Annotated in this window: 23 protein-coding genes; 14 read left to right on the forward strand and 9 right to left on the reverse strand. The window is 65.9% G+C overall.

The annotated features are described in order from the left end of the window. Positions 1 to 333 precede the first annotated feature (333 nt). The 8 genes from ACFPOU_RS19865 to ACFPOU_RS19900 form a co-directional block, all read right to left on the reverse strand. Complete coding sequence (locus tag ACFPOU_RS19865) at positions 334 to 3,894, reverse strand: hypothetical protein (protein ID WP_379725366.1); 3,561 nt, start codon at positions 3,892 to 3,894, stop codon at positions 334 to 336. Positions 3,895 to 4,895: 1,001 nt separating this feature from the next. Continuing rightward, complete coding sequence (locus ACFPOU_RS19870; protein ID WP_379725369.1) at positions 4,896 to 5,027, reverse strand: hypothetical protein; 132 nt, start codon at positions 5,025 to 5,027, stop codon at positions 4,896 to 4,898. Positions 5,028 to 5,158: 131 nt separating this feature from the next. Next, positions 5,159 to 6,361 (reverse strand): ammonium transporter, encoded by a 1,203-nt coding sequence (locus tag ACFPOU_RS19875; RefSeq protein ID WP_379725372.1) that lies wholly within the window; start codon positions 6,359 to 6,361, stop codon positions 5,159 to 5,161. A 416-nt stretch (positions 6,362 to 6,777) separates the two neighbouring features. Next, a complete protein-coding gene (locus tag ACFPOU_RS19880; protein ID WP_379725375.1) occupies positions 6,778 to 9,222 on the reverse strand; it encodes a hybrid sensor histidine kinase/response regulator in 2,445 nt (814 codons plus the stop codon). Between the two features lie 14 nt (positions 9,223 to 9,236). Continuing rightward, the gene (locus tag ACFPOU_RS19885) at positions 9,237 to 9,899 is read right to left on the reverse strand and encodes an MEDS domain-containing protein (RefSeq protein WP_379725377.1); all 663 of its coding nucleotides are present in this window, start codon (positions 9,897 to 9,899) and stop codon (positions 9,237 to 9,239) included. Between the two features lie 145 nt (positions 9,900 to 10,044). Beyond that, a complete protein-coding gene (locus ACFPOU_RS19890; RefSeq protein WP_379725380.1) occupies positions 10,045 to 10,293 on the reverse strand; it encodes a hypothetical protein in 249 nt (82 codons plus the stop codon). Between the two features lie 138 nt (positions 10,294 to 10,431). Continuing rightward, entirely contained in the window at positions 10,432 to 11,001 is a 570-nt protein-coding gene (locus tag ACFPOU_RS19895; RefSeq protein ID WP_379725383.1) for a gamma-glutamylcyclotransferase, read from the reverse strand. Positions 11,002 to 11,050: 49 nt separating this feature from the next. Further along, on the reverse strand, positions 11,051 to 11,980 hold the full coding sequence (locus ACFPOU_RS19900; protein WP_379725386.1) for a LysR family transcriptional regulator: 930 nt from the start codon (positions 11,978 to 11,980) through the stop codon (positions 11,051 to 11,053). 93 nt (positions 11,981 to 12,073) lie between these two features. Between ACFPOU_RS19900 and ACFPOU_RS19905 the strand changes: the two genes are divergently transcribed. From ACFPOU_RS19905 to ACFPOU_RS19970, 14 genes are all read left to right on the forward strand, one after another. Continuing rightward, positions 12,074 to 13,099, forward strand: a complete 1,026-nt coding sequence (locus ACFPOU_RS19905; RefSeq protein ID WP_379725389.1) for a fumarylacetoacetate hydrolase family protein — start codon at positions 12,074 to 12,076, stop codon at positions 13,097 to 13,099. Further along, positions 13,096 to 13,740, forward strand: coding sequence for a maleylacetoacetate isomerase (gene maiA / locus ACFPOU_RS19910; RefSeq protein ID WP_379725392.1), 645 nt, complete (start codon positions 13,096 to 13,098; stop codon positions 13,738 to 13,740). Before ACFPOU_RS19905 ends, maiA begins: the two co-directional genes overlap by 4 nt. An 89-nt stretch (positions 13,741 to 13,829) precedes the next feature. Continuing rightward, positions 13,830 to 14,630: a uracil-DNA glycosylase family protein gene (locus ACFPOU_RS19915; RefSeq protein ID WP_379725395.1), complete on the forward strand. Its 801-nt coding sequence runs from the start codon at positions 13,830 to 13,832 to the stop codon at positions 14,628 to 14,630. A gap of 218 nt (positions 14,631 to 14,848) precedes the next feature. Next, complete coding sequence (iscR, locus tag ACFPOU_RS19920) at positions 14,849 to 15,337, forward strand: Fe-S cluster assembly transcriptional regulator IscR (protein ID WP_379725398.1); 489 nt, start codon at positions 14,849 to 14,851, stop codon at positions 15,335 to 15,337. Positions 15,338 to 15,357: 20 nt separating this feature from the next. After that, on the forward strand, positions 15,358 to 16,614 hold the full coding sequence (locus ACFPOU_RS19925; protein WP_379725401.1) for an IscS subfamily cysteine desulfurase: 1,257 nt from the start codon (positions 15,358 to 15,360) through the stop codon (positions 16,612 to 16,614). Positions 16,615 to 16,644: 30 nt separating this feature from the next. Continuing rightward, positions 16,645 to 17,031: a Fe-S cluster assembly scaffold IscU gene (gene iscU / locus ACFPOU_RS19930; protein ID WP_056333406.1), complete on the forward strand. Its 387-nt coding sequence runs from the start codon at positions 16,645 to 16,647 to the stop codon at positions 17,029 to 17,031. Positions 17,032 to 17,061: 30 nt separating this feature from the next. Continuing rightward, a complete protein-coding gene (gene iscA, locus ACFPOU_RS19935) occupies positions 17,062 to 17,385 on the forward strand; it encodes an iron-sulfur cluster assembly protein IscA (RefSeq protein ID WP_379725405.1) in 324 nt (107 codons plus the stop codon). Between the two features lie 5 nt (positions 17,386 to 17,390). Continuing rightward, positions 17,391 to 17,906: a Fe-S protein assembly co-chaperone HscB gene (gene hscB, locus ACFPOU_RS19940; RefSeq protein ID WP_379725407.1), complete on the forward strand. Its 516-nt coding sequence runs from the start codon at positions 17,391 to 17,393 to the stop codon at positions 17,904 to 17,906. Positions 17,907 to 18,054: 148 nt separating this feature from the next. Beyond that, positions 18,055 to 19,944 (forward strand): Fe-S protein assembly chaperone HscA, encoded by a 1,890-nt coding sequence (hscA, locus tag ACFPOU_RS19945; RefSeq protein ID WP_379725409.1) that lies wholly within the window; start codon positions 18,055 to 18,057, stop codon positions 19,942 to 19,944. Positions 19,945 to 20,013: 69 nt separating this feature from the next. Next, entirely contained in the window at positions 20,014 to 20,355 is a 342-nt protein-coding gene (gene fdx / locus ACFPOU_RS19950; RefSeq protein WP_379725411.1) for an ISC system 2Fe-2S type ferredoxin, read from the forward strand. Positions 20,356 to 20,367: 12 nt separating this feature from the next. Then, entirely contained in the window at positions 20,368 to 20,562 is a 195-nt protein-coding gene (iscX, locus tag ACFPOU_RS19955; RefSeq protein ID WP_379725413.1) for a Fe-S cluster assembly protein IscX, read from the forward strand. After that, positions 20,549 to 21,445, forward strand: a complete 897-nt coding sequence (locus ACFPOU_RS19960; RefSeq protein ID WP_379725415.1) for a class I SAM-dependent methyltransferase — start codon at positions 20,549 to 20,551, stop codon at positions 21,443 to 21,445. Before iscX ends, ACFPOU_RS19960 begins: the two co-directional genes overlap by 14 nt. A gap of 5 nt (positions 21,446 to 21,450) precedes the next feature. After that, positions 21,451 to 22,485, forward strand: coding sequence for a low-specificity L-threonine aldolase (gene ltaE / locus ACFPOU_RS19965; RefSeq protein ID WP_379725417.1), 1,035 nt, complete (start codon positions 21,451 to 21,453; stop codon positions 22,483 to 22,485). Beyond that, positions 22,482 to 23,216, forward strand: a complete 735-nt coding sequence (locus tag ACFPOU_RS19970; RefSeq protein WP_379725419.1) for an rRNA pseudouridine synthase — start codon at positions 22,482 to 22,484, stop codon at positions 23,214 to 23,216. The genes ltaE and ACFPOU_RS19970 overlap by 4 nt, the downstream gene beginning before the upstream one ends. Positions 23,217 to 23,262: 46 nt before the next feature. Here the strand turns inward: ACFPOU_RS19970 and ACFPOU_RS19975 are convergent. Beyond that, a partial coding sequence (locus ACFPOU_RS19975) for an RDD family protein (RefSeq protein WP_379725421.1) occupies positions 23,263 to 23,839 on the reverse strand: 577 nt, incomplete at its 5' end.

A 23,839-nucleotide genomic window follows, 5' to 3' on the forward strand; every position in this document is an offset into this window, starting at 1 on the left:
TTGAAACGCAGGCCGGCGTGCCGTACTGTGCAAACGTACAGCATAAGGTGCCCTCATGGAACTTCGCCACCGGACGGCAGACCGGGAACACTGAATCGGCCCGGGTTGTGCAGAGAATGAAATGGACGCCTCCTCCATACCGGAGGAGAAGTCGAGAACAGCAGGAAGGAAGCGAGGGGGGAGCTGGAATGGTGGACCCTCGCGGGTCAACGGCGTCAAAAGCGCCCTCGCTGCGCAACTCCACCGACAAACGGACGGGCTAGCGCGCCCCTCATCCGTCATGTATACCGGAGCCGCCATTCGGCAATAGCTCTGTCGCTCTGAAGATCGCGATTACTGCACGCTGGCGCTAACCGTAGCGTTGGTACTGGCGTTAAACGTGCAGCTCCTGCTCCTGTTGCCGCTGCTGGAGCAGGCGCCAGACCAGACTGCGTCGCGCCCGTTCGAGACGCTTAGCGTAATCGAGGTACCGGCGGGGAACGAAGCTGAGGCACTGCTTCCCACCAGTACGCTGATGCCAGCTGGGCTCGATGTGATCCGTTCGCCGCTGCGCCCGCTGGCGCTCACCGTCAGGGCGATCGTCTGCACCTGGACCTGTGGCGAGATCTGCAGCGTGGCGCTGCGCGTCACCCCTGCCGCGCTGCCCGTGATGCTGGCCGTTGTGGCAGCGCTCACGGTGCCGGTGCCAATGGCGAAGGTCGCGCTGCTTGCTCCTTGGGCAACCAGCACGCTGGCTGGCACCGACGCCGCCGCCGTACTGCTGGCCAGCGCCACACTGAAGCCCCCCACAGGCGCCGGCGATGACAGCGACACCATTCCCTGCGCCTGCGTGCCCCCCTGCACGCTTGTCGGGCTTATGGACAGCGCCGACAGGGATGGTGCCACGGCCGCCGGCGCAATGGTCAGCGTAGCGCCGCGATTTACGCCGGCATAGCCGCCGCCGATAGTGGCCGTCGTCGAGGATGCGACGCTGGACGTGGCAACCTGAAAGTTCGCGCTGACGCTGCCTGCTGCCACATTGACGCTGGCTGGCACCACCGCCGCCGCATGGCTGCTGGTCAGCGTCACGACTGCGCCACCATTCGGCGCAGCGGCCGAGAGGGTCGCCGTTCCCTGTACCGTATTGCCGCCGACCACGCTCGACGGGCTAAGCGCAATGGTCGACAGCGCCGCCGCCGCCGGCGCGCTCTGCGGCGTAAAGCGCCGCGTCGCGGACCAAGCGCCGGCGCTGCCGTTTGCATTGAGCGCCTGCACGCGCCACCAGTGGCGGGTGCTGGGCAGGGTGCCGGCAGTGAACTGCGATTGCGTCACCAGCTGGTCCGTTACGAAGGGCGCGGAGAAGGTGCTCGCATCGTCGATCTGGATGCGGTAGGACGTTGCGCCGCTGACGTCAGCCCAGTCGAGCGTCACGGGCTGGGCCGGCTGGGCATCGTTGGCCGGGCTGATGAGGGAGGGCGCTGCCAGGGTCGTCGTCGGCGGATTGACCGTCAGCGATGCCGAACGCGTCGTGCCGCCGTAGGCGGCGCTGACGCTTGCGGTCGTTACGCTGCTCACGTTGATGGTCGTGACCGTGAAGCTGGCGCTGGTGCTGCCGCTCGGCACCATCACGCTGGCGGGAACCGTCACCGCGGATGCATTGTCGCTGAGCGCGACGCTTGCACCGCCGCTGGGGGCCGCGGCGCTCAATGTCACGGTGCCGGTCGACGAGCCGCCGCCAAGCACGCTGGACGGATTGAGCGCCACCGCCGACAGCGCCGCCCCCGGGGCGGCCGGGCCGACCCCAAGCGCCTGGAACAGGACCGTGTCTCCTGATTTCGCCGACAGCTGGACGGTCGTGGTGGCGGACGGGAAGGTGGTGATGGTGAAGCTGGCGCTGGTGGCGCCGGCCGGCACCGTCACGGTGGGCGGTACACTCGCTGCGCCCGGCAGATTGCTGCCCAGGCTGACGCTGGCGCCCCCAGAGGGCGCCGCGCTCGGCAGCGTGACAGTACCAGTGGCCGGCGTGCCTCCGGGGACGCTCGATGGACTGACAGTGAAGGCGGACAGCGTCGGCCCGGGCGCAGGCGTGCCGACGGGATTGACTGTCAGCGCGGCGCTTCGGCTGATTCCGCCCCCGGTGACGGCGAGCGTGACGACGGTGGCTTGCGCTACCCCTTGCGGCCGGATGTTGAAGAAGCCGCGTGTATTGCCTGCCGGGATAGTGACAACCGGGGACAGGAAAGGCAGCACTGTCGGGTTATTACTCGAGACCTTCAGCGACTGATCGAAGCTTGCCGCCTTTTCGATGGTCACGGTGGCGTCGGATGACCCTTCACCGCCGACGATGGTGGCCGGGAACAACGACAGCGAAAGCGGTTGCGGCGCTGGCGTCACCGTCACCGGCGACTCCAGCGTGAGGTTGTTCCAAGCGGCGCTAATCGTGGCAGTTGTGTTCGCGCCGACGTCCGCAGTCGGCATCGAGAACGGCGCCGAATAGCTGCCTGCCGGGATCGTCACGCTAGCCGGCGGCATTGCCGCCGGCGCGTCGCTTGCAAGGCGGACCTCAGCACCGCCCTCGGGAGCGCGGCCGTTGAGCGTCACCATGCCGCCGCCAGCCACGCCGCCGCTGACGATGGGAGGCGTTATCGACAGCGTCTTGAGCACGGGTGGCATCAAGGTGAATTCGGTGGACGCGGATCGGCCATTGAAGGTGGCCGTCAGGGTGATTGGGGTCGGGGCCGTCGTCTGGCCAGCAAGCATCTGGAACTGGGCCCGGGCGTGCGTGCCCTGGATCTGGATCGACGCAGGCACCGGTGCGGCCGCTGGATTGGAACTGCTCAGGGCGACGCTTGCGCCCCCGGGCGGAACAGCGCCGCTGAGCTGGACTTCGACCAAGGTGTCGTCGCCGCTGTACAGCGGGATGCGCACCGGCGTGATCGATACCGGCACCGGCGGCGCCGAGCTGATGGTGAAGCTGCGCACTTCGGACCAGGCCGTGACCGCCGTCGCCTCAGGCGAAGCCATGCCCTGGTGCGAGCGCACCCGCCAATATTTCGTTCCTGCCGACAGCGACGTCAGCTTCACGACAGGCTCGGTCAGCTGCACCGCCAACGGCGCTTCGTTGGTGGAGAATCCGGGACTCGAGGAGACTTGTACTTCGTAGCCGGATGGCTGCGGGTTAATGGTGTGGGCCCATGTGAGGGTGACCGGCAGCGTTAGCGCAGCGTCGTTGGCCGGCTCCTGCGGCGCCGGCGGCGGCGGTACCGGATTGCTGTAGAAAACAGAAAACTCGATCACGTTCGATGGCATGCCGGCGATGCCATCGGCATTTACCGAGTAGACCCGCGCGAAATACTTCCCTTCCGGGTTGCCGATGGCGAAACCATGGCTGGTCTTGGGAATATTGTCGAACTTGATCGAGCCCACAGGGAAATTCGGATCAGTCGAGGCTTCGAACACATAGCTGGCCGCGCCTGGCGCCGCGCTCCAGGTAAAGCGCATGTTTTCCCACGGATGGAAAGTGGAATAACCTACGGGCTGGTCAAGCACCGGCGTGCCGGGAGAGGCGCTGCCGGCGCCGGTCACCGTGAAGCTGCGGGCGGCCGACCATGCCCCCTGCTCGAAAGCACTGTTCACCGCCTGCACGCGCCAGTAATAGGTGCCTGCGGCCAGCCCGCTGATGGTGCCCACGGTCTGGCCGCTGGTCGAATCGATCTTCAGCACTGGGGAGAAGCTGGGCGAATTGCTGACCTGCCAGTTGTAGGCCACGATGCCGGAAGGATCGCTAACTGCGCTCCAAGAGATCGAGAAGGGTATTTGCACGCTGGCACCGGCTGCCGGCGTCAGCAAGCCTGGGGCTGGCGGCGCCGCAAGGGCAAGGCCCGCCAGCGGCCCAAGCGTCAGGAACAGCAGCAAGGCAAGGTATCGGAACGTCCTCATCGTGACCTCCTTTGGCATTGCTGTGCGCCCCCGCACGCGGTGGCCAGGGTGGCCGTGGTGCCGCGCCCGCTGCCTGTCGAACCGAGCAACGGCGTATTTATCTTCCGAGCGGCGCTGCGTTTCGTACCGCGCCAGTGGGCGCCTGCATGGCAGAGCAAGCTGCGCCAACCGGTGATGTTGGCAGCGTCGTGGTCGTGACCGTACCTGTCGGCGTAATTCGGCGAATGGAACAATTTTCCTTGTCGACTACATGAATGTTGCCGGCTTCGTCCGTGGCCACGATGAGCGAGTCAGCCGGCCGGGTCGCTCCCCTGGCGGCGCCGCTCGCATGCAGGCTGACCCTGCCCTGTGGGGTAATCTCTCGGACCGATTTGTCGCGCTGCATGATGTACAAATTGCCGGCCGTATCGACTGCGATGCCGACCGGTGCGGAGCGGGCCAGTGCCGCTCGGTCGTTCGGACCCTCACCGGCTTGACCGAGCGGTACCGGATTGTTCACCACCCTGGTTTCTAACAGCGCATGGCGCCGATCCTGGACGCTGGCTGACCTGGCTAGATCGGCCTGAGCGCTACGCGCAGCAGTCGCAGACGTCTCGGGCGCCTGGTCACCGGAACAGGATGAAAGCAGCGCGCACAGGCCCAGCAAGGTTGTGCGTCTTCGTGCAGTCCATCGTCCTCCCGGCTTGATCCTGCTTGAGTTTGGCTCATTGATCAAACCTGTGGACAGCCCTCGTGAGAAACGCGCGCATTGGCAAACGCTACTTGTGAGAGCGGCAGGCAAGAAGGTAACCCTTGCTTTTGGCACAGATAAGATCGTACGATCTTTGCGGATGAAAAACCTCATCGCCTGCTCTGAATAAGGTGTCGTAGTTTACATGCATGACAATTCAACCTAGCACGCAAGAAGACGTGCGTCCAATCTGTAACTGCAATAAGCATTCGAGGGTTGGTAGAAAAATTCTGAACTGACTTCAGGTTTAGCAGATTCCGGTAACTTTCATCGGCAAGGCCGGGGTCACGGGGCTGAAGTTGCATACCAGCGCAGAAAATTGGTCGGTCAACGACATTGCATCGGCGCCGTCGATTGCGAACTGGCCCTTGCGGATCATGTTCGCCCGTTGCCGCGCGAAGCAGACCGGCTACTCCGCCGCAGCGAGCAAATAGCCTGGTAGCGATGCGGCGCAGCCATAGGATTGACAGCGCGTGGAAGGATGATCCTCGCACGCCAGCTATGTCCCTGTCACCAGCTCGTCTCCCGTTCCGCTGTGGCGCTGATCTTGTGAATCGACAGGTCGGCGCCGTTGTACTCCTCCTCGGCATCGAGGCGGATGCCGACGGTCTTCTTCAGTATGATATAGATGGTCCATCCGGCCGCGACTGCAATCGTGATGCCCAGCAGCGTGCCGAGCAACTGCGCGAAAAAGGAAACTCCGCCCAGTCCGCCTAACGCGTGCTGGCCGAAAATGCCGGCCGCGATGCCGCCCCACGCGCCGCATACGCCGTGCAAGGGCCACACACCCAGCACGTCGTCGATCTTCCACTTGTTTTGTGTAAGCGTGAACATCCAGACAAAAACGCCGCCAGCGATGACACCGGTAAGCAGCGCGCCGAAGGGGTGCATCAGGTCCGACCCGGCACAAATGGCGACCAGGCCGGCGAGCGGTCCGTTATAGGCAAAGCCGGGGTCGTTCTTGCCCGCGACGACGCCGGCTAGCGTGCCGCCTACCATCGCCATCAACGAATTGAGCGCGACCAGACCGTTGATCTTGTCCAGGGTCTGCGCGCTCATCACATTAAAGCCGAACCAGCCGACCACCAGTACCCAGGAACCAAGCGCCAGGAAGGGAATGCTTGACGGCGGGTGGGCGGCAATTGCACCGCTATTCGAATAGCGGCCCCGGCGCGCGCCGAGCAGCATCACCGCCGGCAGGGCCACCCAGCCGCCGACCGCGTGGACCACCACCGAGCCGGCGAAATCATGAAATTCGGCGCCCAAGCTCGCCTTGAGCCATGCCTGGATGCCGAAGTTGTGGTTCCAGACGATCCCCTCGAAAAATGGGTAAACAAAACCGACCAGTAACGCGGTCGCCACCAGTTGCGGGTGGAATTTCGCGCGTTCGGCGATGCCGCCGGAGATGATCGCAGGGATCGCAGCCGCGAAGGTCAGGAGGAAAAAAAACTTCACCAGCTCGTACCCATTGCGTGAGCTGAGCGTGGCCGCATCGGAGAAGAAATTAACGCCATAGGCGATGGTGTAACCGATGAAAAAATAGGCAATAGTCGAGACCGCAAAATCGACCAGGATCTTTACGAGCGCATTGACTTGGTTTTTCTTGCGGACCGTACCGAGCTCGAGGAAAGCGAACCCGGCGTGCATCGCCAGAATCAGGATCCCGCCCAGGAGAATGAACAGGGTATCGGCGCCATTTTTGAGTGCATCCATTGAAAGACTTTCTAAATAAGTGCGAGACTGAGACAAGAGTGTGTCTCCAAGCAAGATCCGGACCGCTCGATGTTCGACGCTAACAGCTTGATTTATCAGCAAATAACTAGCGCTATGGGCGAACCGCACCAAACAAGTGCATGGAATGCACCGTCTTGGAATCCTCATCAGCCGTTCATGCACCCATAAAGCACGTGGGGAGAGGCCTTGTCGAGCAAATACGAAGAAGGCCGGGGCGACACTAGGTAAAGAAAGTCGAGCGCCTTGGCCTCGGCCAGCCCGGCAACCGCTTGGCGCGGCTCGACGCGCTCCAGTTCCGGCCTGCGCTGGTGGTGCCTGCGGCGCCGGGCAAGGCGGGCGGCACCAGGGCGGGGCAGCTCGATCTGTTTTGAGCGGCGCACAGGCGCGCCTTTACCTCACTGCCGCTGCAGGGAATCGAGGAAATCGCTCAGGTGCTGGGGGGCGACCGGTTTCGTGAAATGCATGTCGAAGCCGGCCTCCCTCGACCGGCTCAGGTCTTCCTTGGCACCCCAGCCCGAGACGGCGACGATGATGCTGCGCTCGAGCTCCGGCATGCCCCGCAGCCGACGCGCGGCTTCGTAGCCGGTCATGCCCGGCATGCCGATGTCGAGGAAGACGACCTCGGGCCGGAATTGGGCCGCTATCTGCAGCGCCTGCGCCCCATCGTGGGCGATGCGCAGCTCGTGGCCGTGCATCTCGAGCAGGGCCGCCAGGGTCGTCGCGGCATCGACATTGTCGTCCGTGACGAGGATGCGCAAGACCTTGGCCGGCGCGGCGCCGGGGCGGGCCGCCACGGCCTGCGCGCTGGCCGGCGCAGCGCCCAGGTCGAGCGGCAGCCGCACGACGAAGGTGCTGCCCCGGTCCGCGCCGGCGCTGATCGCCGCCACCGTGCCGCCGTGCAGGGCGACCAGCTGGCGCACCAGCGACAGCCCGATCCCCAGGCCGCCTTGCGCGTGCTGCATGTTGCGTCCGACCTGGCTGAACATGTCGAACACCATGTCCAGCGATTCGGCGGGAATGCCGATGCCGTCGTCATGCACCGACACGACGGCCTCGCCGCCATCGCGCTCGACCACGAGCCGGATGTTGCCGCCCTGCGGCGTGTATTTGGCCGCGTTGGTCAGCAAGTTGCCGATCACCTGGGCAATGCGTGTCGGATCGGCGCTGACCGGCAGCGGCCCATCGGGCAGTGCCAGGCTGAACCTGTGGTGGCTTTTCTCGATCAGGGGCAGGCTGGTCTCGACGGCATTGGCGACGATGAGGTTCAAGTCGCTCGCTTTTTTCTTGATGTCGACCTTGCCGTTGGTGACGCGCGCAATGTCGAGCAGGTCGTTGATCAGGTGTGACAGCTGCTTGACCTGGCGCTCGATGATGCCGCGCACGTTGCTGACGGTGTCATGGCTGTCGGCGCGCATGCGCATGATTTCCAGGCCGGTCAGGATCGGGGCCAGGGGATTGCGCAGCTCGTGCGCCAGGACGGCCAGGAATTCGCTCAGGTTCTTGTTCGATTTGGCCACCTCGTCGAACAGCGAGCGCTGGTTCGCTTCGGCCAGGCGCAGCGCCGCTTCGGTGCGCTTGAAAGCATCGATGTTCGTGACGATCGACACCAGGCCGTTCGGCGACTCGTCGCTGCCCTTGAGCGGCACCGCGGCCACCTGGGTCCAGATTTCGCTGCCGTCGTCCTTCCTGTAGAGCGCCTCGATGCCGGGCACGACCCGTTCGCCGCGCAGGGCGCGCGCATCGGCGAACTCGGCGCGCACACGGGGGCGCCCGTCCGCATGGAAGGAGCGCCAGCGCTCGTACCGGGCGGGCGCGTGCAGCGGGGGCAGGCCCTCGGTGGGCAGGTATTGCTGCATTTCCTTGTTGGAAAGCACAACCTCGCCGGACTGGTCGACCACCGCCACGCCGACCGGCAAGGCCTCGAACACGGCGGAGAGCGTTTCCCGCGTCTCCTGCAGCGTCTGCTCGGCCCGCTTTCGATCGCTGATGTCGAGGACATTGCCGACGAAGCCGAGGAAGTCGCCGGCGGCGGAAAGCCGCGGGCGGCCGGCGTCGATGACCCAGCGGTAGCTGCCGTCGGCGTGCAGGAGCCGGTGTTCGAGGCTGAAGGCGACCCGGCGCGCATTGGCGTCGATAAAGGCCTCGCGTGCCGCGTCGCGGTCGTCCGGGTGGATCGCGGCGGTCCAGCCTAAGCCCAGGCCTGCTTCCTTGTCCTGGCCGGTGAAGACATGCCAGCCGCGCGACAGGAAGGAGCAATTGCCATCGGGCTCGGTTACCCAGAGGATGGCCGGGGCGGTATCGGCCAGGTCGAGGAAGCGCGCTTCGCTGCGCAGGAGCGCGCGCTCGGCCAGGTGGCGTTGCAGCACGACCGTCGCCTGGTTGGCGCTGACGCCGAGCAGCAGGCGCTCGTGCTCGGAGGGAAAATCGGACCGCGCCGCGCCGACGACCAGCGTGCCGATATCGCCCGCGATACCGAAGCGGACCACGCTCACGCGCAGCATTTGCCCGTCGATCGGGTGGGCCAGCAGGATGGGCTCGGCGCTATCGCCCCGTGCCGCGGCGTTTGCCAGGGCCGCTTGCGCCAGCGGCAGGAAGCGTTCCTGCGCGCCGGGCCGGCTGCTGTGCATGGCGTCGATCGCCTCGCCGGCGGCGTCTTCATGCAGGCGGACGCAGGCGAATTCGAGGTCGAGCATGTTCGACAAGACCTTTGCCAGGCTCGCGATCACGCCCTGCGGAGCGAGCTTGCTCCACACCGCCGGCAGCGTCGTGATCGCGACGAGATCGCGCGTGGTGCGGCGCAGGCTGTCCAGTTCCGACACGGCGTCTTCCGGGAGGTGCATAGGCCGACGCGGTCTCAGGCTGCGGCGCCGGCACCGGCGCGGCCCATTCCGGCGTCCCTGCGCGCCTGCAATTCCTCCAGCATCTGCCCGGACGGCACGAAAAACGGATTTTCCTGCAGGATGCCGCCGATGATGACCATCGGATGGGTGCGCATGATGTCGATGACGACGCTGGCGTCGAACTGCGACAGGTCGTAGGTGCAGACGACCGGGTCATGCTGCGCGGGCAATGCCTGGTTCAGGCGCGCCTCGTACTCGACGACGTCGTGCATGCCCGAGCGGTCTTCGAGCGCCCACTCCATGTTGGCGATATTGCGCGACATTTTTCCCGGCGGTGCATTGTCCGGATCGATCATCTTGAGCAAGGTCTCGATCATCAGGTCCTGGTCGAAGCGGCCATCCTTGAGATAGGTTTCGCGCCAGTTCAACACTTCGAGCGTGCCCTGCGCTTCGGCCGCGCCGGTGTCGACCCCTTCCCGCGCCAGCCGCGCCAGGTGCTCGGCGCGGTGCCCCGGACCGACGATGTGAAAGGCGCGGTCTCCCCGTTCGAATCCTTCCATGATGAAGGGCAGCAACACCTGGTACTCTTCTTCCTTGGTATGGAAAAAGGCGCAGGCGTGACAGGAGCGGGTGAGGGCGGAACCGGCCAGGTTCACGGGCTTGCTGACAGTGGACATGATGGCAATCGACGGTTGAGGGGGCGGGACGGCATGCATGTTGACCAGCGCTGCATTTTACATGAGCCTGCCTTGTCCCATCGTCGCGGACGCGGACTTTCGGCGCTGCGGGGCCAGGGCGCGGCGCCGGCCCGCCGCCGAAGGCTTACTGTCCCAGGCAGATGACCCTGGTCGTATATTCTTTTGCGTTGGCCTTCCTGCTGGCTGCCCAGTCGATCACTTCCTGGGCCTGGGCCACGGTCATGACCGTGGCTTTTTCCTTGTTCTTGATGAAGGAAACGCCTTCGAACTTGCCTTCCTTGCTGCGCATGACCTTGGCAAACACGGGTGGCTTCTTGTCGCCGTCGGCAATCTTGTTCTGTTGCACGAGGTAACGCTGGTCGTTGGTTTCCATGGGACGCTTCTTATCGGAATAAAGGATGGAGCCAGATGATCGACGCAAATGGTCGAGACAAAGGGAGGCAAGCCGCATTTTAATCCCGCGCGCAGCGGCCGTCATGGCAAGCCTGGCCTGCCGTGTCCGCCAAAGCGCTCAGCCGTCGGCCAGCTGCGCCAGCTGGCGCTCGATCTCGAACACGTGCGCATCCTCCCGGCCCAGCGCCCGCAAGGCGTGCGCCAGTTCCAGCAGGTACTCGCTGTTGGGTCCGCTCGGCCCGCGCGCGGCGGCGATCTGCCGCGCGATCTCGCGCTCGCTGGCCGGACCCAGGAAGGCGGCATTCTCGTGGGTCGCGATATAGACCAGGCCGTTCGCGCCGCCGCCGCCGTCGAAGGCGATCTCGACCGCCAGGCGCAGGTAGCCGTTCTTCTCGCGGTGGTCGAGGTGCGCGAACTCTTCGGGCGTGACGAGATAGGCCATGCCGTGGCAGACGGCGCCTTCGTGCGGCACCAGCGTCACCACGCGCCCGGGCGCCGTTTCGGTGCCGCGGTGGTCGTGCGAGCCTTGCCAGAAGCGGCGCGCCCAGCCCGAAATCGCGGCAGCGCGCCGTTCGATGTAAGGAAAATCGGCCTTGAAGATGAGCGAACCGTAGCCGAACAGCCAGACCGTGTCGCAGCCGTCGAATCGATCCATGCGCTGGTTGATCGCCATGGTGTTGTGGGACATCGGGGAACTCCGCCGGAAACGATGCCCGGATTCTAGCGCGGCGCGGCCGTTACTGCAGGCTCGGGCCGGTTGTCCGCGCCACGCCGCGCTTGGCGTCCACGTACGGAAACAGGAAATCGATGAAACTGTCGGCCGCCGGCGACAGCGAACGGCCGGCGCGCGTATAGACGAAGAAGCGGCGCGTGAGGCGCGGCTCCTCGAGCGGGCGCATGTGCAGCTTGTACAGCTGCACCAGCGGCTCGGCATACGGCAGGCAGACCGTGATCCCGAGCCCGGCGCTGACCATCGCCAGGGCCGTGGTCATGAAGCTCACTTCGTTGGCCGGTTTCAGGGAGGCCTCGCGCAGCAGCGCGTCCATGTCGGCCAGCAGCCGTTGGGTAAATTGTCCCTGCAGCGCGATGAACGGGTAGCGCCCGACGTCCTGCCAGGTGACGCGCCCGCTCTCCTCGAGCGGATGGCCCCGCGGGAAGACCAGCGAGAAAGGCATCTCGAACAGTTCGCGTGCGTCCAGCTGCGGCACGGCCTCGCGTTCGGGGCCGATGCCGATGTCCGATTCGCCCGAGAGCACCCGCGCGGTCACGCTCTCGACGGCGCTGTCGGCAATCCGGACATCGATGTCGGGAAAGCCGGCGCGGTAGGCGGCGACCGCTTCGGGCACCAGGGTGCAGCACATCAGTTGTGGCGCGGCGATGCGCACCACGCCTTTTCGCAGCTGCGTATGGTCCGCCACGTTCGCCAGCGCACCGTCGAGGTCATCGATCATCTGGCTAAATAGCGGGTAGAGCTCGCGTCCGATCTCGGTCAGGGCGATGCGCCGCGTGGAACGGTCGACGACACGGGCGCCGAGCGTCTGTTCGAGCTCCTTGATCAGGCCCGACAGGGCCGATTGGGTGACGTGCATGGTCGCCGCGGCAGACGTGAAGTTGCCGGTCCTGGCAAGCGCCACGAAGGCGCGCATCTGGCGCAGGGTTGGATTCATAAGATAGTCTGATAAATCGGACGAAAAATATTGTTTGTATGATAGTCCGATTTGATTTGTAATGGCGGCAACTTTGCAACGAGGAACTCGACCATGAAACTCGCCACACTCAAGATCGGTGGCCGCGACGGCACCCTGGTCGTCGTCAGCCGCGACCTGGTGACCTGCCAGGCTGTGCCGGCCGTCGCACGCACCCTGCAGCAGGCGCTCGACGACTGGGATGCGCTGGCCCCGCGGCTGCAGGCCGTCTACGACAAACTCAACGACGGCAGCGCCGGCAAGGCCGAATCCTTCCTCGAGATGGAATGCCATTCGCCGCTGCCGCGCGCCTACCAGTGGGCCGACGGTTCGGCCTACATCAACCACGTCGAGCTGGTGCGCAAGGCGCGCAATGCCGAAGTGCCGGCCTCGTTCTATACCGACCCGCTGATGTACCAGGGCGGCGGCGATTGCTTCATCGGCCCGTGCGATCCGATCGCGGTGCTTTCCGAGGACTGGGGCGTGGACCTGGAAGCGGAAGTGGCGGTCGTCACGGGCGACGTGCCGATGGGCATAGGCGCCGAGGCGGCGGCCAGGGCGATCCGCCTCGTCATGCTGGTCAACGATGTCTCGCTGCGCAACCTGATTCCGGGTGAGCTGGCCAAGGGCTTCGGCTTCTATCAATCGAAACCGGCCAGCGCCTTCTCGCCGGTGGCCGTCACGCCGGACGAACTGGGCGCGGCCTGGAAGGACAGCAAACTGCACCTGCCGCTGCTGGTGACGATCAACGACGAAGCCTTCGGCAAGCCGAACGCCGGCGAGGACATGACCTTCAGCTTCGCCCAGCTCATCGCGCATGCCGCCAGGACGCGCGAACTTGGCGCCGGCAGTATCATCGGTTCTGGCACGGTGTCGAACAAGCAGGGCAACCTGCACGGCTCGTCGATCGCCAACGGCGGGGTCGGCTACTGCTGCCTGGCCGAGCTGCGCATGTATGAAACCATCGAGCACGGCGCCCCGAGGACGCCGTTCCTGCGCTTCGGCGACAGCGTGCGCATCGAGATGCTCGACGCGCAGGGCGCCAGCATCTTCGGCGCCATCGATCACGAAGTCGCGCATTATCACGGGAGGAAAGCATGAAGCTCTATACGTATTTCCGCAGCTCCGCGGCCTACCGCGTGCGCATCGCCCTGAACCTCAAGGGCCTGTCCTACGACACGGTGCCCGTGCACCTGCTCAAGGAGGGTGGCCAGCAGCGCCGGGAAGAATTTCGCCAGATTAACCCGAGCGGCCTGGTGCCAGCCTTCCAGGACGAGCGCATCACGCTGACCCAGTCGATGGCGATCATCGAGTATCTGGACGAGCGCTATCCGGCCGTGCCGCTGCTGCCGCACGACGCCCCGGGCCGCGCGCGCGTGCGCGAGCTGGCCCAGATCGTCGCCTGCGACATCCACCCGCTCAACAACCTGCGCGTGCTGCGCTACCTGGTGCGCGAGCTCGGCCTGAGCGAGGACCAGAAAAACACCTGGATCCGTCGCTGGATCAGCGAAGGCCTGGCCGGACTGGAAGCGCACCTGGCGCGCGACCCGGCGGCCGGCCCTTTCTGCCACGACAGCTCGCCCACGATCGCCGACTGCTTCCTGGTACCGCAGGTGTACAACGCCCGGCGCTTCGACATCGACCTCGCGGTCTATTCGAACATCGCGCGCATCGATGCGCTGTGCGTCGACCTGCCGGCCTTCGCTGCCGCGCATCCGTCGAAGCAGCCCGACGCCGAATAAGCGGCGTCGAGAACGACGGCGCACGCCCGGCGCGTGCGCCGTTTCCCGTTCATGGGGCCGCGTCGAGCCCCGTTTCGCCACCACCGACCATGTCCGTCTCCCCGATTCCCGCCTCCCCGATTCTCGCCTCCCCGATTCCCGCCCCCATCCTCGCCGCCCTCGACCTCGCCGACGCGTCCTGGCGGCCCCACCTGCTGCGCGGCCTCGAGGCCGTCGCCGCCGCCAAACCGGGCTACCTGCCGGCCCTGGCGGTGGACGACTACCTGCCGACCCGGGGGCGCCTGTTCGCCGCCTTTGCCCAGCCACTGGAGCGGGTGCGTTACGTGCTGGTAGGGGAGGGGCCGTATCCGCGCGCCGACAGCGCGACCGGGGTCTGCTTCATGGATGGCGCCGTCGGCGCCTTGTGGAGCGAGGCCGGGCTGTCGAAACCCGTCAACCGGGCCACTTCGCTGCGCAATTTCATGAAGATGCTGCTGGTGGCCGACGGGCAGCTGCGCGTGGAGGACACCGGCGCGGCGGCGCTGGCGCCGGTGGCGGCGGCCGCCCGTGGCAACGGGGCGATCCAGACGCTATCGCAGTTGCAGGATAACCTGACGGCCCAGGGTTTCCTGTTGCTCAACGCGGCCCTCGTCTTTCGCAGGCACGTGGCGCCGGCCGTCGATGCGCGGGCCTGGCTGCCCTTCCTGCACACGGTGCTGGGGGTGCTGGCCGAGCGGCCGGCGCCGCCGACGCTGGTGTTGTGGGGGAAGATCGCGGAGCAGTTGCGCAGCTTGCCGGAGGCGGCGCGCCTGCCCCAGGCGCTCGCCCCGCATCCGTATAACCTCAGCTTCATCGGGCACCAGGGGATGCAGCGCCTGTTCGGGCCGATGGCATTGCTGCGGGCGCGCTGAAACGCGCCGCCTTCCTCCCGCCGGCGCCCCCGCCATCGCACCCGCACCGCTCCCGCTACCGCTCCCGTTACCGCCCCGGCGGTTTTGGCCACGCCAGGACAAGCCGCGTCAAATTTGCTATACTTGACTAAATCGTTCAACTAATCAGGTCTTCCGCAGCACCACCGAAGACTTGTGTAAATGAACAAGGGCAATATTTTAACATTACCGGGGTTGCGATGCGCCTGACCACCAAAGGCCGTTTTGCTGTTACTGCGATGATCGATCTTGCCATGCGTCAAGGCAACGGTCCCGTCACGCTGTCGGGCATCAGCCAGCGCCAGGCCATCTCGCTGTCCTACCTGGAGCAGCTGTTCGGCAAGCTGCGCCGCCACGCGATCGTCGAATCGATCCGTGGACCGGGTGGCGGCTACAGCCTGGCACGGCCGGCGGGGAAGGTGACGGTGGCCGACATCATCATCGCCGTCGACGAACCGCTGGACGCGACCCAGTGCGGCGGCAAGGAAAACTGCCATGGATCGGACGCCGCCAGCGGCACGCGCTGCATGACCCATGAGCTGTGGACCACGCTTAACGCCAAGATGGTCGACTATCTCGACTCGGTCTCGCTGCAAGACCTGGTCGACCAGCAGAAGCAGAAAGAACAAAACGTCGTGGTGGTGCACCGCAATTCCGGCACCGCCGCCGCCACCGTTGAACAAAACTGAAGCAGAACTGGAGTGAACTGATGAACGCGCCTTTGGACAAAAAAATCGAGCAGAGCTTCGTGACGGCCCCGCATTTCCCGATCTACATGGACTACTCGGCCACGACGCCGGTCGACCCACGCGTGGCCGACAAGATGATCCCCTTCCTGCGCGAGCAGTTCGGCAATCCCGCGTCGCGCAGCCACATGTACGGCTGGTCGGCCGAGGCTGCCGTGGAAGAGGCGCGCGGCCACGTCGCCGCCCTGGTCGGCGCCGATCCGCGCGAAATCATCTGGACTTCGGGCGCGACCGAATCGAACAACCTGGCGCTCAAGGGCGCGGCCCAGTTCTACAAGAGCAAGGGCAAGCACATCATCACGGTGAAGACCGAGCACAAGGCCGTGCTCGACACCGTGCGCGAACTCGAGCGCGTCGGTTTCGAAGCGACCTACCTCGAGCCGCAGGACAATGGCCTGATCACGGTCGAGCAGCTGGCCGCGGCCATCCGTCCGGACACGATCCTGGTCTCGGTCATGCTGGTCAATAACGAAATCGGCGTGATCCAGCCGATCGACGCGATCGGCGAACTGTGCCGCGCAAAGGGCATCATCTTCCACTGCGACGCCGCGCAGGCGACCGGCAAGGTCCATATCGACCTGGAAAAGACCAAGTGCGACCTGATGACCTTCACCGCGCACAAGACCTACGGTCCGAAGGGCATCGGCGCGCTGTACGTGCGGCGCAAGCCGCGCGTGCGCCTGGAAGCGCAGATGCACGGCGGCGGCCACGAGCGCGGCCTGCGTTCGGGCACGCTGCCGACCCACCAGATCGCCGGCATGGGCGAGGCCTTCCGCATCGCCAAGGAAGAAATGGACACCGAAATCGTGCGCATCACGGCGCTGCGCGACCGCCTGGCCAAGGGCCTGATGGAGATCGAGGAAGCCTACATCAACGGCGACATGACCAACCGCGTGCCGCATAACCTGAACGTGTCGTTCAACTACGTCGAAGGCGAGTCGCTGATCATGGCGATCAAGGACATCGCCGTCTCGTCCGGCTCGGCCTGCACCTCGGCCAGCCTGGAACCGTCCTACGTGCTGCGCGCCCTGGGCCGCAGCGACGAGCTGGCGCACAGCTCGATCCGCTTCACGATCGGCCGCTTCACGACCGAGCAGGACATCGATTTCACGATCGAGCTGCTCAAGTCGAAAGTCGGCAAACTGCGCGAACTGTCGCCGCTGTGGGACATGTTCAAGGAAGGGATCGACCTCAATTCGATCCAATGGGCAGCCCACTAATTTCGTTTCAAGCATTCAAGGAGCAACACCATGGCATATTCGGACAAAGTACTCGACCACTACGAAAACCCGCGCAACGTCGGCGCTTTCGACAAGGGTGACGAATCGATCGGCACCGGCATGGTCGGCGCCCCGGCCTGCGGCGACGTGATGAAGCTGCAGATCAAGGTCAACGAGCAGGGCCTGATCGAAGACGCCAAGTTCAAGACCTATGGCTGCGGTTCGGCCATCGCATCGAGCTCGCTGGTGACCGAGTGGGTCAAGGGCAAGACGCTGGACCAGGCGCTGGCCATCAAGAACACGCAGATCGCCGAGGAACTGGCGCTGCCGCCGGTGAAGATCCACTGCTCGATCCTGGCCGAAGACGCGATCAAGGCCGCCGTCGCCGACTACAAGACGAAGCACGCAACCGCATAACATGGCTGGACCCAAGCTGGAGAGGAACGCATGGCAATCACACTGACCGAAAAAGCGGCGAAGCACATCAACCGCTACATCGAGCGTCGCGGCAAGGGCCTCGGGCTGCGTTTCGGCGTGCGCACTACGGGCTGCTCGGGTCTCGCCTACAAGCTGGAATACGTCGACGAGGCGGCGCCCGAGGACAACGTCTTCGAGTCGCATGGCGTGAAGGTCTTCGTCGACCCGAAAAGCCTGGCCTACATCGACGGCACCGAACTCGATTTCGCCCGCGAGGGACTGAACGAAGGCTTCCGCTTCAACAACCCCAACGTCAAGGACAATTGCGGTTGCGGCGAGAGCTTCCGTATCTGAGCCGGATGCAGAACCATTTCGCGCTGTTCGGCCTGCCGGCCCGGTTCGATGTCGACATGGATGCGCTCGACAAGGCCTACCGCGACGTCCAGGGCCGCGTCCATCCGGACAAGTTCGTCAACGCGCTCGACGCCGAAAAACGCGTCGCCATGCAATGGGCCACGCGCGCCAACGAAGCCTACCAGACGCTGAAGAACCCGCAAAAGCGCGCCCGGTACCTGTGCGAGCTCAATGGCGTCGACCTGCAGACGGAATCGAACACGGCCATGCCGATGGCGTTCCTGATGCAGCAGATGGCGTGGCGCGAGGAGCTGGGCGATGCGCGTGCGGCCAGGGATGCCGGCGCGCTCGGCGCCCTGGACGAGCAGGTGCGCATGGAGCGCCGGGCGATGCTGGCCGAGGTCGGCAAGCAGCTCGACGCCGGCGACTTCGAGGCGGCCGCCCAGGGCGTGCGCGCGCTGATGTTCCTCGACAAATTCGGGGACGAGGTACAGTACGCGTACGAGGCGATCGAGCACTGAACGGACGCCCGGGGCAGGGTCGAACGCGTGGGCGGCGGTGCCGCCCACGCGTTCGACCGGCGCACGAGATGCCGCCACGCCGGGTGCGCGCGCCGCGCCGGCGTCGGTCCGCAGCACACACACAAAACAACAACCAGGTAACACGAACATGGCACTTTTGCAGATTTCCGAACCCGGCATGTCGACCGCGCCGCACCAGCACCGCCTGGCGGTGGGCATCGACCTGGGTACCACCAATTCCCTGGTCGCCACCGTGCGCAGCGGCAGCCCGGAAGTGCTCAGCGACGAGGACGGCCGCGCGCTGCTGCCGTCGGTCGTGCGTTACCTGGCCAACGGCAACGCCAACATCGGCCACAAGGCCCAGGCCCACCGCACCACCGACCCGAAGAACACGATCGTCTCGGTCAAGCGCTTCATGGGCCGGGCTTTGGCCGACATCGCGCACGCCGAAAACCTGCCCTACGACTTCGTCGACGGCGAAGGCATGGTGCAGATCCGCACCGTGGCCGGCGTGAAAAGCCCGGTCGAAACCTCGGCCCAGATCCTGGCGACCCTGCGCCAGCTGGCCGAGGATTCCCTGGGCGACGAACTGGTCGGCGCCGTCATCACCGTGCCCGCCTATTTCGACGACGCCCAGCGCCAGGCAACCAAGGACGCGGCCCAGCTGGCCGGCCTGAACGTGCTGCGCCTGCTTTCGGAGCCGACCGCGGCCGCCATCGCGTACGGCCTCGATCACGGCTCCGAAGGGGTGTATGCCGTCTACGATTTGGGCGGCGGCACCTTCGACATCTCGATCCTGAAGCTCTCGAAGGGCGTCTTCGAGGTCCTGTCCACCGGCGGCGACTCGGCCCTGGGCGGCGACGACTTCGACCACCGCCTGTTCTGCTGGATTACCGAACAGGCGAAGCTTGCCCCGCTGTCCGAAGAAGACACGGCGACGCTGATGGTGAAGGCGCGCCAGGCCAAGGAACTGCTGTCGACCAACGACGAAACGACGATCGACGCGGTGTTGAATTCGGGCGAACTGGTGCACGTGAAGATCACGGCCGCCACGTTTTCCGAGATCACCAAACACCTGGTCGCGAAAACCATGAACGCGATCCGCAAGGCCATGCGCGACGCCAGCGTGGCGGTCGAAGACGTGGACGGCGTGGTGATGGTGGGCGGCGCCACGCGCATGCCGCACGTGCGCCGCGCCGTGTCCGAGTTTTTCCACACCATCCCGCACGCGAACATCGACCCGGACAAGGTCGTGGCGCTGGGCGCCGCCATCCAGGCCAACCTGTTGGCGGGAAACCATGCCTCGGGCGACGAATGGCTGCTGCTGGACGTGACCCCGCTCTCGCTCGGCATCGAGACGATGGGCGGCCTGGTGGAAAAAATCATCCCGCGCAATTCGACGATTCCGTGCGCGCGCGCGCAGGAATTCACGACCTTCAAGGATGGCCAGACCGCGCTGGCGGTGCACGTGGTGCAGGGCGAGCGCGAGCTGGTGTCGGACTGCCGTTCGCTGGCGCGCTTTGAGCTGCGCGGGATTCCGCCGATGGCCGCCGGCGCGGCGCGCATCCGCGTCACCTACCAGGTCGACGCCGACGGCCTGCTGTCGGTCGCCGCGCGCGAGACGCGCTCGGGCGTGGAAGCGTCGATCACGGTAAAACCGTCGTACGGCCTGGGCGACGACGAGGTGGCGCGCATGCTGCAGGATTCGTACAGCTCGGCGCAGGTGGACATGCAGACGCGCGCGCTGCGCGAGGAGCAGGTCGAGGCCGAGCGCATCTTGCTGGCGACGCAGTCGGCGCTCGACGCCGACAGCGGCTTGCTGGACCAGGCCGAGCAGGCCGCGCTGGCGGCGCTGGTGCAGGGCGTGGCCGATGCGCTGGCGCGCTCGAACGATACCGCCGCCGAGCCGGGCGTGCGCCAGAACGCGCTGCACGACGCCGTCCAGGCGCTCGCCCACGGCACCGATGAATTCGCCGCGCGCCGCATGGACAAGAGCGTGCGCCAGGCACTGGCCGGCAAGTCGCTGGACGACATCTGAAGCTGTCGGCCGGGTGGGCTCGCGCGCGCCCGGCGACAGAACGATCTACATTATTCTAGAGGTAACAACGTGCCACAAATCGTCATCCTGCCCCACCCGGTGTTCTGCCCCGACGGCGCCGTTCTCGACGCGCCGTCCGGCAAATCGGTCTGCGACGTCATGCTCGAGAACGACATCGAGATCGAACACGCCTGCGACCGCGTCTGCGCCTGCACCACCTGCCACGTGATCGTGCGCGAAGGCTTCGAGTCCCTGAACGAACAGGAAGAGAAGGAAGAAGACATGCTCGACAAGGCATGGGGCCTGGAGCCGAACTCGCGCCTGTCGTGCCAGGCGATCGTGGCCGACGCGGACCTCGTGGTCGAGATCCCGAAGTACACGATCAACCACGCGGCTGAAAAGAACCACTGACCGGGAGTTGCCATGAAGTGGACCGAAGTGACGGCCATCGCCGAAGCGCTGGTCGAGAAGTATCCGGACGTGGACCCCACGACGGTGCGCTTCGTCGACCTGCACAACTGGGTCGTCGCGCTCGAGGGCTTCGACGACGACCGGAGTCGCGGCGGCGAGCGCGTGCTGGAAGCCATCCAGGCGGCGTGGATCGATGAAGCGCGCTGACCGGAAGCCGGAGACGGCTCCGGAGCTTGCGCCCGAAGTACGCCCCGGCCAGTCGATCGAGCTGCTCAAGGAACTGCACATCCTCACGCGCGACGCCAGGCTGAACCAGGACAGCCGCCGCAAGCTCAAGCAGGTCTATCACCTGGTCAACTTCATCGAACCGCTGCTCGACGGCGTGCGCGCCGGGCAGGGCGCCGTCTCGCTGGTCGACCATGGCGCCGGCAAGTCCTATCTCGGCTTCATCCTCTACGACCTGTTCTTCAAGGGACGCGAGGACGCCTCGCACATCTACGGCATCGAGACACGCGACGAGCTGGTCGCGAAATCGACCGCGCTGGCGGCGCGCCTGGGCTTCAAGAACATGTCGTTCCTGCCGCTGTCGGTCGCCGAGTCGACCACGTCGAGCCTGCTGCCGCCGACGATCGACATCGTCACCGCGCTGCACGCCTGTAACACGGCGACCGACGACGCCATCGACTTCGCGCTCAAGAAGAAGGCCAGGCACATGGTGCTGGTGCCGTGCTGCCAGGCCGAAGTGGCGTCCGTGCTGCGCAAGAACAAGGGCAAGGACCTGGGCAAGGGCGCGCTCGCCGAGATCTGGCGCCACCCGATCCATACGCGCGAATTCGGGAGCCAGGTAACGAATGTCCTGCGCTGCCTGCAGCTGGAAGCCCACGGCTACCAGGTGACGGTGACGGAACTGGTCGGCTGGGAGCATTCGATGAAGAACGAACTGATCGTCGCCACCTACAAGAACCTGCCGCGCCGGCGCCCGAGCGAGCGCCTGCAGGAAGTGCTGTCCACGCTGGGCCTGGAAGAGATGGGCCGGCGTTTCTATGCGGCGCAAGCGGAGCAGGCTGAAACCGTTTCAACCGACGACTGAATACAATGAACGAACAACAACACTGGATCGACCTGCGCAGCGACACCGTCACCCAACCTTCGCCCGCGATGCGCGCCGCGATGGCCGCCGCCGAGGTCGGCGACGACGTCTATGCCGACGACCCGACCGTCAACCGCCTGCAGGATTTCGCGGCCGACCTGTTCGGCCATGAAGCCGGCATGTTCGCCCCCAGCGGCACCCAGACCAACCTGATCGCGCTGATGACCCACTGCGGCCGCGGCGACGAATACCTGGTCGGCCAGGAAGCGCACACCTACAAATACGAAGGCGGGGGCGCCGCGGTGCTGGGTTCGATCCAGCCGCAGCCGATCGCCAACCAGCCCGATGGCAGCATTGCATTGGCCGACATCGAAGCCTATATCAAGCCGGACGACATGCACTTCGCCCGCACCCGCCTGCTGGCGCTGGAAAACACGATCGGCGGGCGCGTGCTGGGGCAGGACTACATCGCCGCCGCCACGGCGCTGGCGCATGCGAAGGGCCTGGCCACCCACCTCGACGGCGCGCGCGTCTGCAACGCCGCCGTCAGGCAGGGCATCGGCCTGCGCGACGTCGTAAAAGGTTTCGACACGGTGTCGGTCTGCCTGTCGAAAGGCCTGGGCGCGCCGGTCGGCTCGGTGCTGCTCGGTCCGAAAGCCTTCATCGAGCAGGGCATCCGCTGGCGCAAGATGCTGGGCGGCGGCATGCGCCAGGCCGGCGTGCTGGCCGCGGCCGCGCATCACGCGCTCGAACACAACGTGGGGCGCCTGGCCGAGGACCACGAGAACGCGGCCCTGCTGGCGCGCGGCCTGGGCGGGATCGATGCGCTCACCGTCGGCACGCCGCAGACCAACATCTTCTGGATCGACATCCCGCAAGCCGCCTGCGAGCCGCTGCGCGCGGCGCTGGCCGGGCAGGGCATCCGCGCCTCGATCGGCCCGCGCACGCGCCTGGTGACCCACCTGGACATTTCGCGCGGCGACGTCGACACGGTCGTCGGCGCCTTCAAGACCTTCTTCAAGAACTGGCCGGCGCAATGAGCGACGATGCAATCCGCCTGGCCAAGCGTGTGGCCGAACTGGCGTCGTGCTCGCGCGCGCAAGCGGAACGCTACATCGCCAACGGCGGCGTGACGGTCGACGGTCTCGTGGTCGAAGATCCGGCCGCGCGCGTGCTGCCCGCGCAAGGCGTGGCGCTGCTGCCGGGCGCGAGCATGGACGAGGCGCCGCCGGTCACGATCCTGCTGCACAAGCCAGCGGGCGTCAACGCCGGCGTCGGCGCGCGCGGCGAATCCGCCCTGGGCTGCCTGACGCCCGCGACGCTGGTTGTCGGCGGCCACGGCCAGCCGCGTTTCCTCAAGCGCCACCTGGCGCGCCTGACCTTGTGCACGCCGCTCGAGACCGACGCCAGCGGCCTGCTGGTCTACACCCAGGATTTTCGTGTCGTCAGGAAGCTGCTGGACGACGGCGCGCGCGTCGAACACGAATACGTGGTCGAGGTGTCGGGCGGGATCGCCGCCGACGGCCTGGCGCTGCTGAACCACGGCCTGCGCTTCAGCGGCAAGCCGGTCGATCCGATAAAGGTGAGCTGGCAGAGCGAAGGGCGGCTGCGCTTCGCCGCCAAGGGCATGCGTCCCGGCCAGATCGAGCACATGTGCGCTGCGGTGGGATTGACCGTCACCGACATCAAGCGCCTGCGGGTGGGGCGGATCCCGATGAGTGGCTTGCCGGCGGGGCAGTGGCGCTACCTGGCCGAGTACGAACGTTTTTGACGGTGCGGCCGGGCCGGCGGATGCGTGCGGCCCGCAACGCAGCCGCCTACTTCTTCTTGCCCGCCTTCGGCAACGCAATCAGGCGCGTCCCCGCGATCCGGTCGTGCAGGAACTGGCGGTCCCTGTCCAGCAAGGCCGTCGCCCCCCACGCCGCTAGCCCGGCCAGCAGCACGGCTGCCCACTGGGCCGCGCGGTGGAAATCGAGCAGCGCGCCCAGCGCCAGCGCCGGCGCGAACCAGCCCCAGGCCAGCAGGTAGCGGATCGTCGCGTTTTTCAGCGGCACCCGGGCGCGGCCGACCTGCACCACCTTGATGCGCCAGGTCTTCATGGCCAGCGTGAAGCCGCTGCCGCTCCAGGCGTGCACGAAATAGGCGCCCGTCACCAGGAACAGGAAGATCATCAGCCCCGCGCGATAGGCCGGGTCCTGGCGGTTGCCGGTGACGAAAATGTAGATGAAGACGGCAAGCGCCTCGACCGCGATCAGGAGGAAGGCCTCGTAGACCATCGCGAGCAGGCGGCGCTTGACGGTCGGCGTGCCGATCGCGAGCGGTGCGGGGGATGCGGCTTGATTAACCGTTTGCATTCGATGGGGCAGGGGTGGCGGTGGGTTGGGCGGCGGGCGC

Source organism: Massilia jejuensis (assembly GCF_042656795.1).
GTDB classification, from domain to species: Bacteria; Pseudomonadota; Gammaproteobacteria; order Burkholderiales; family Burkholderiaceae_D; genus Telluria; species Telluria jejuensis.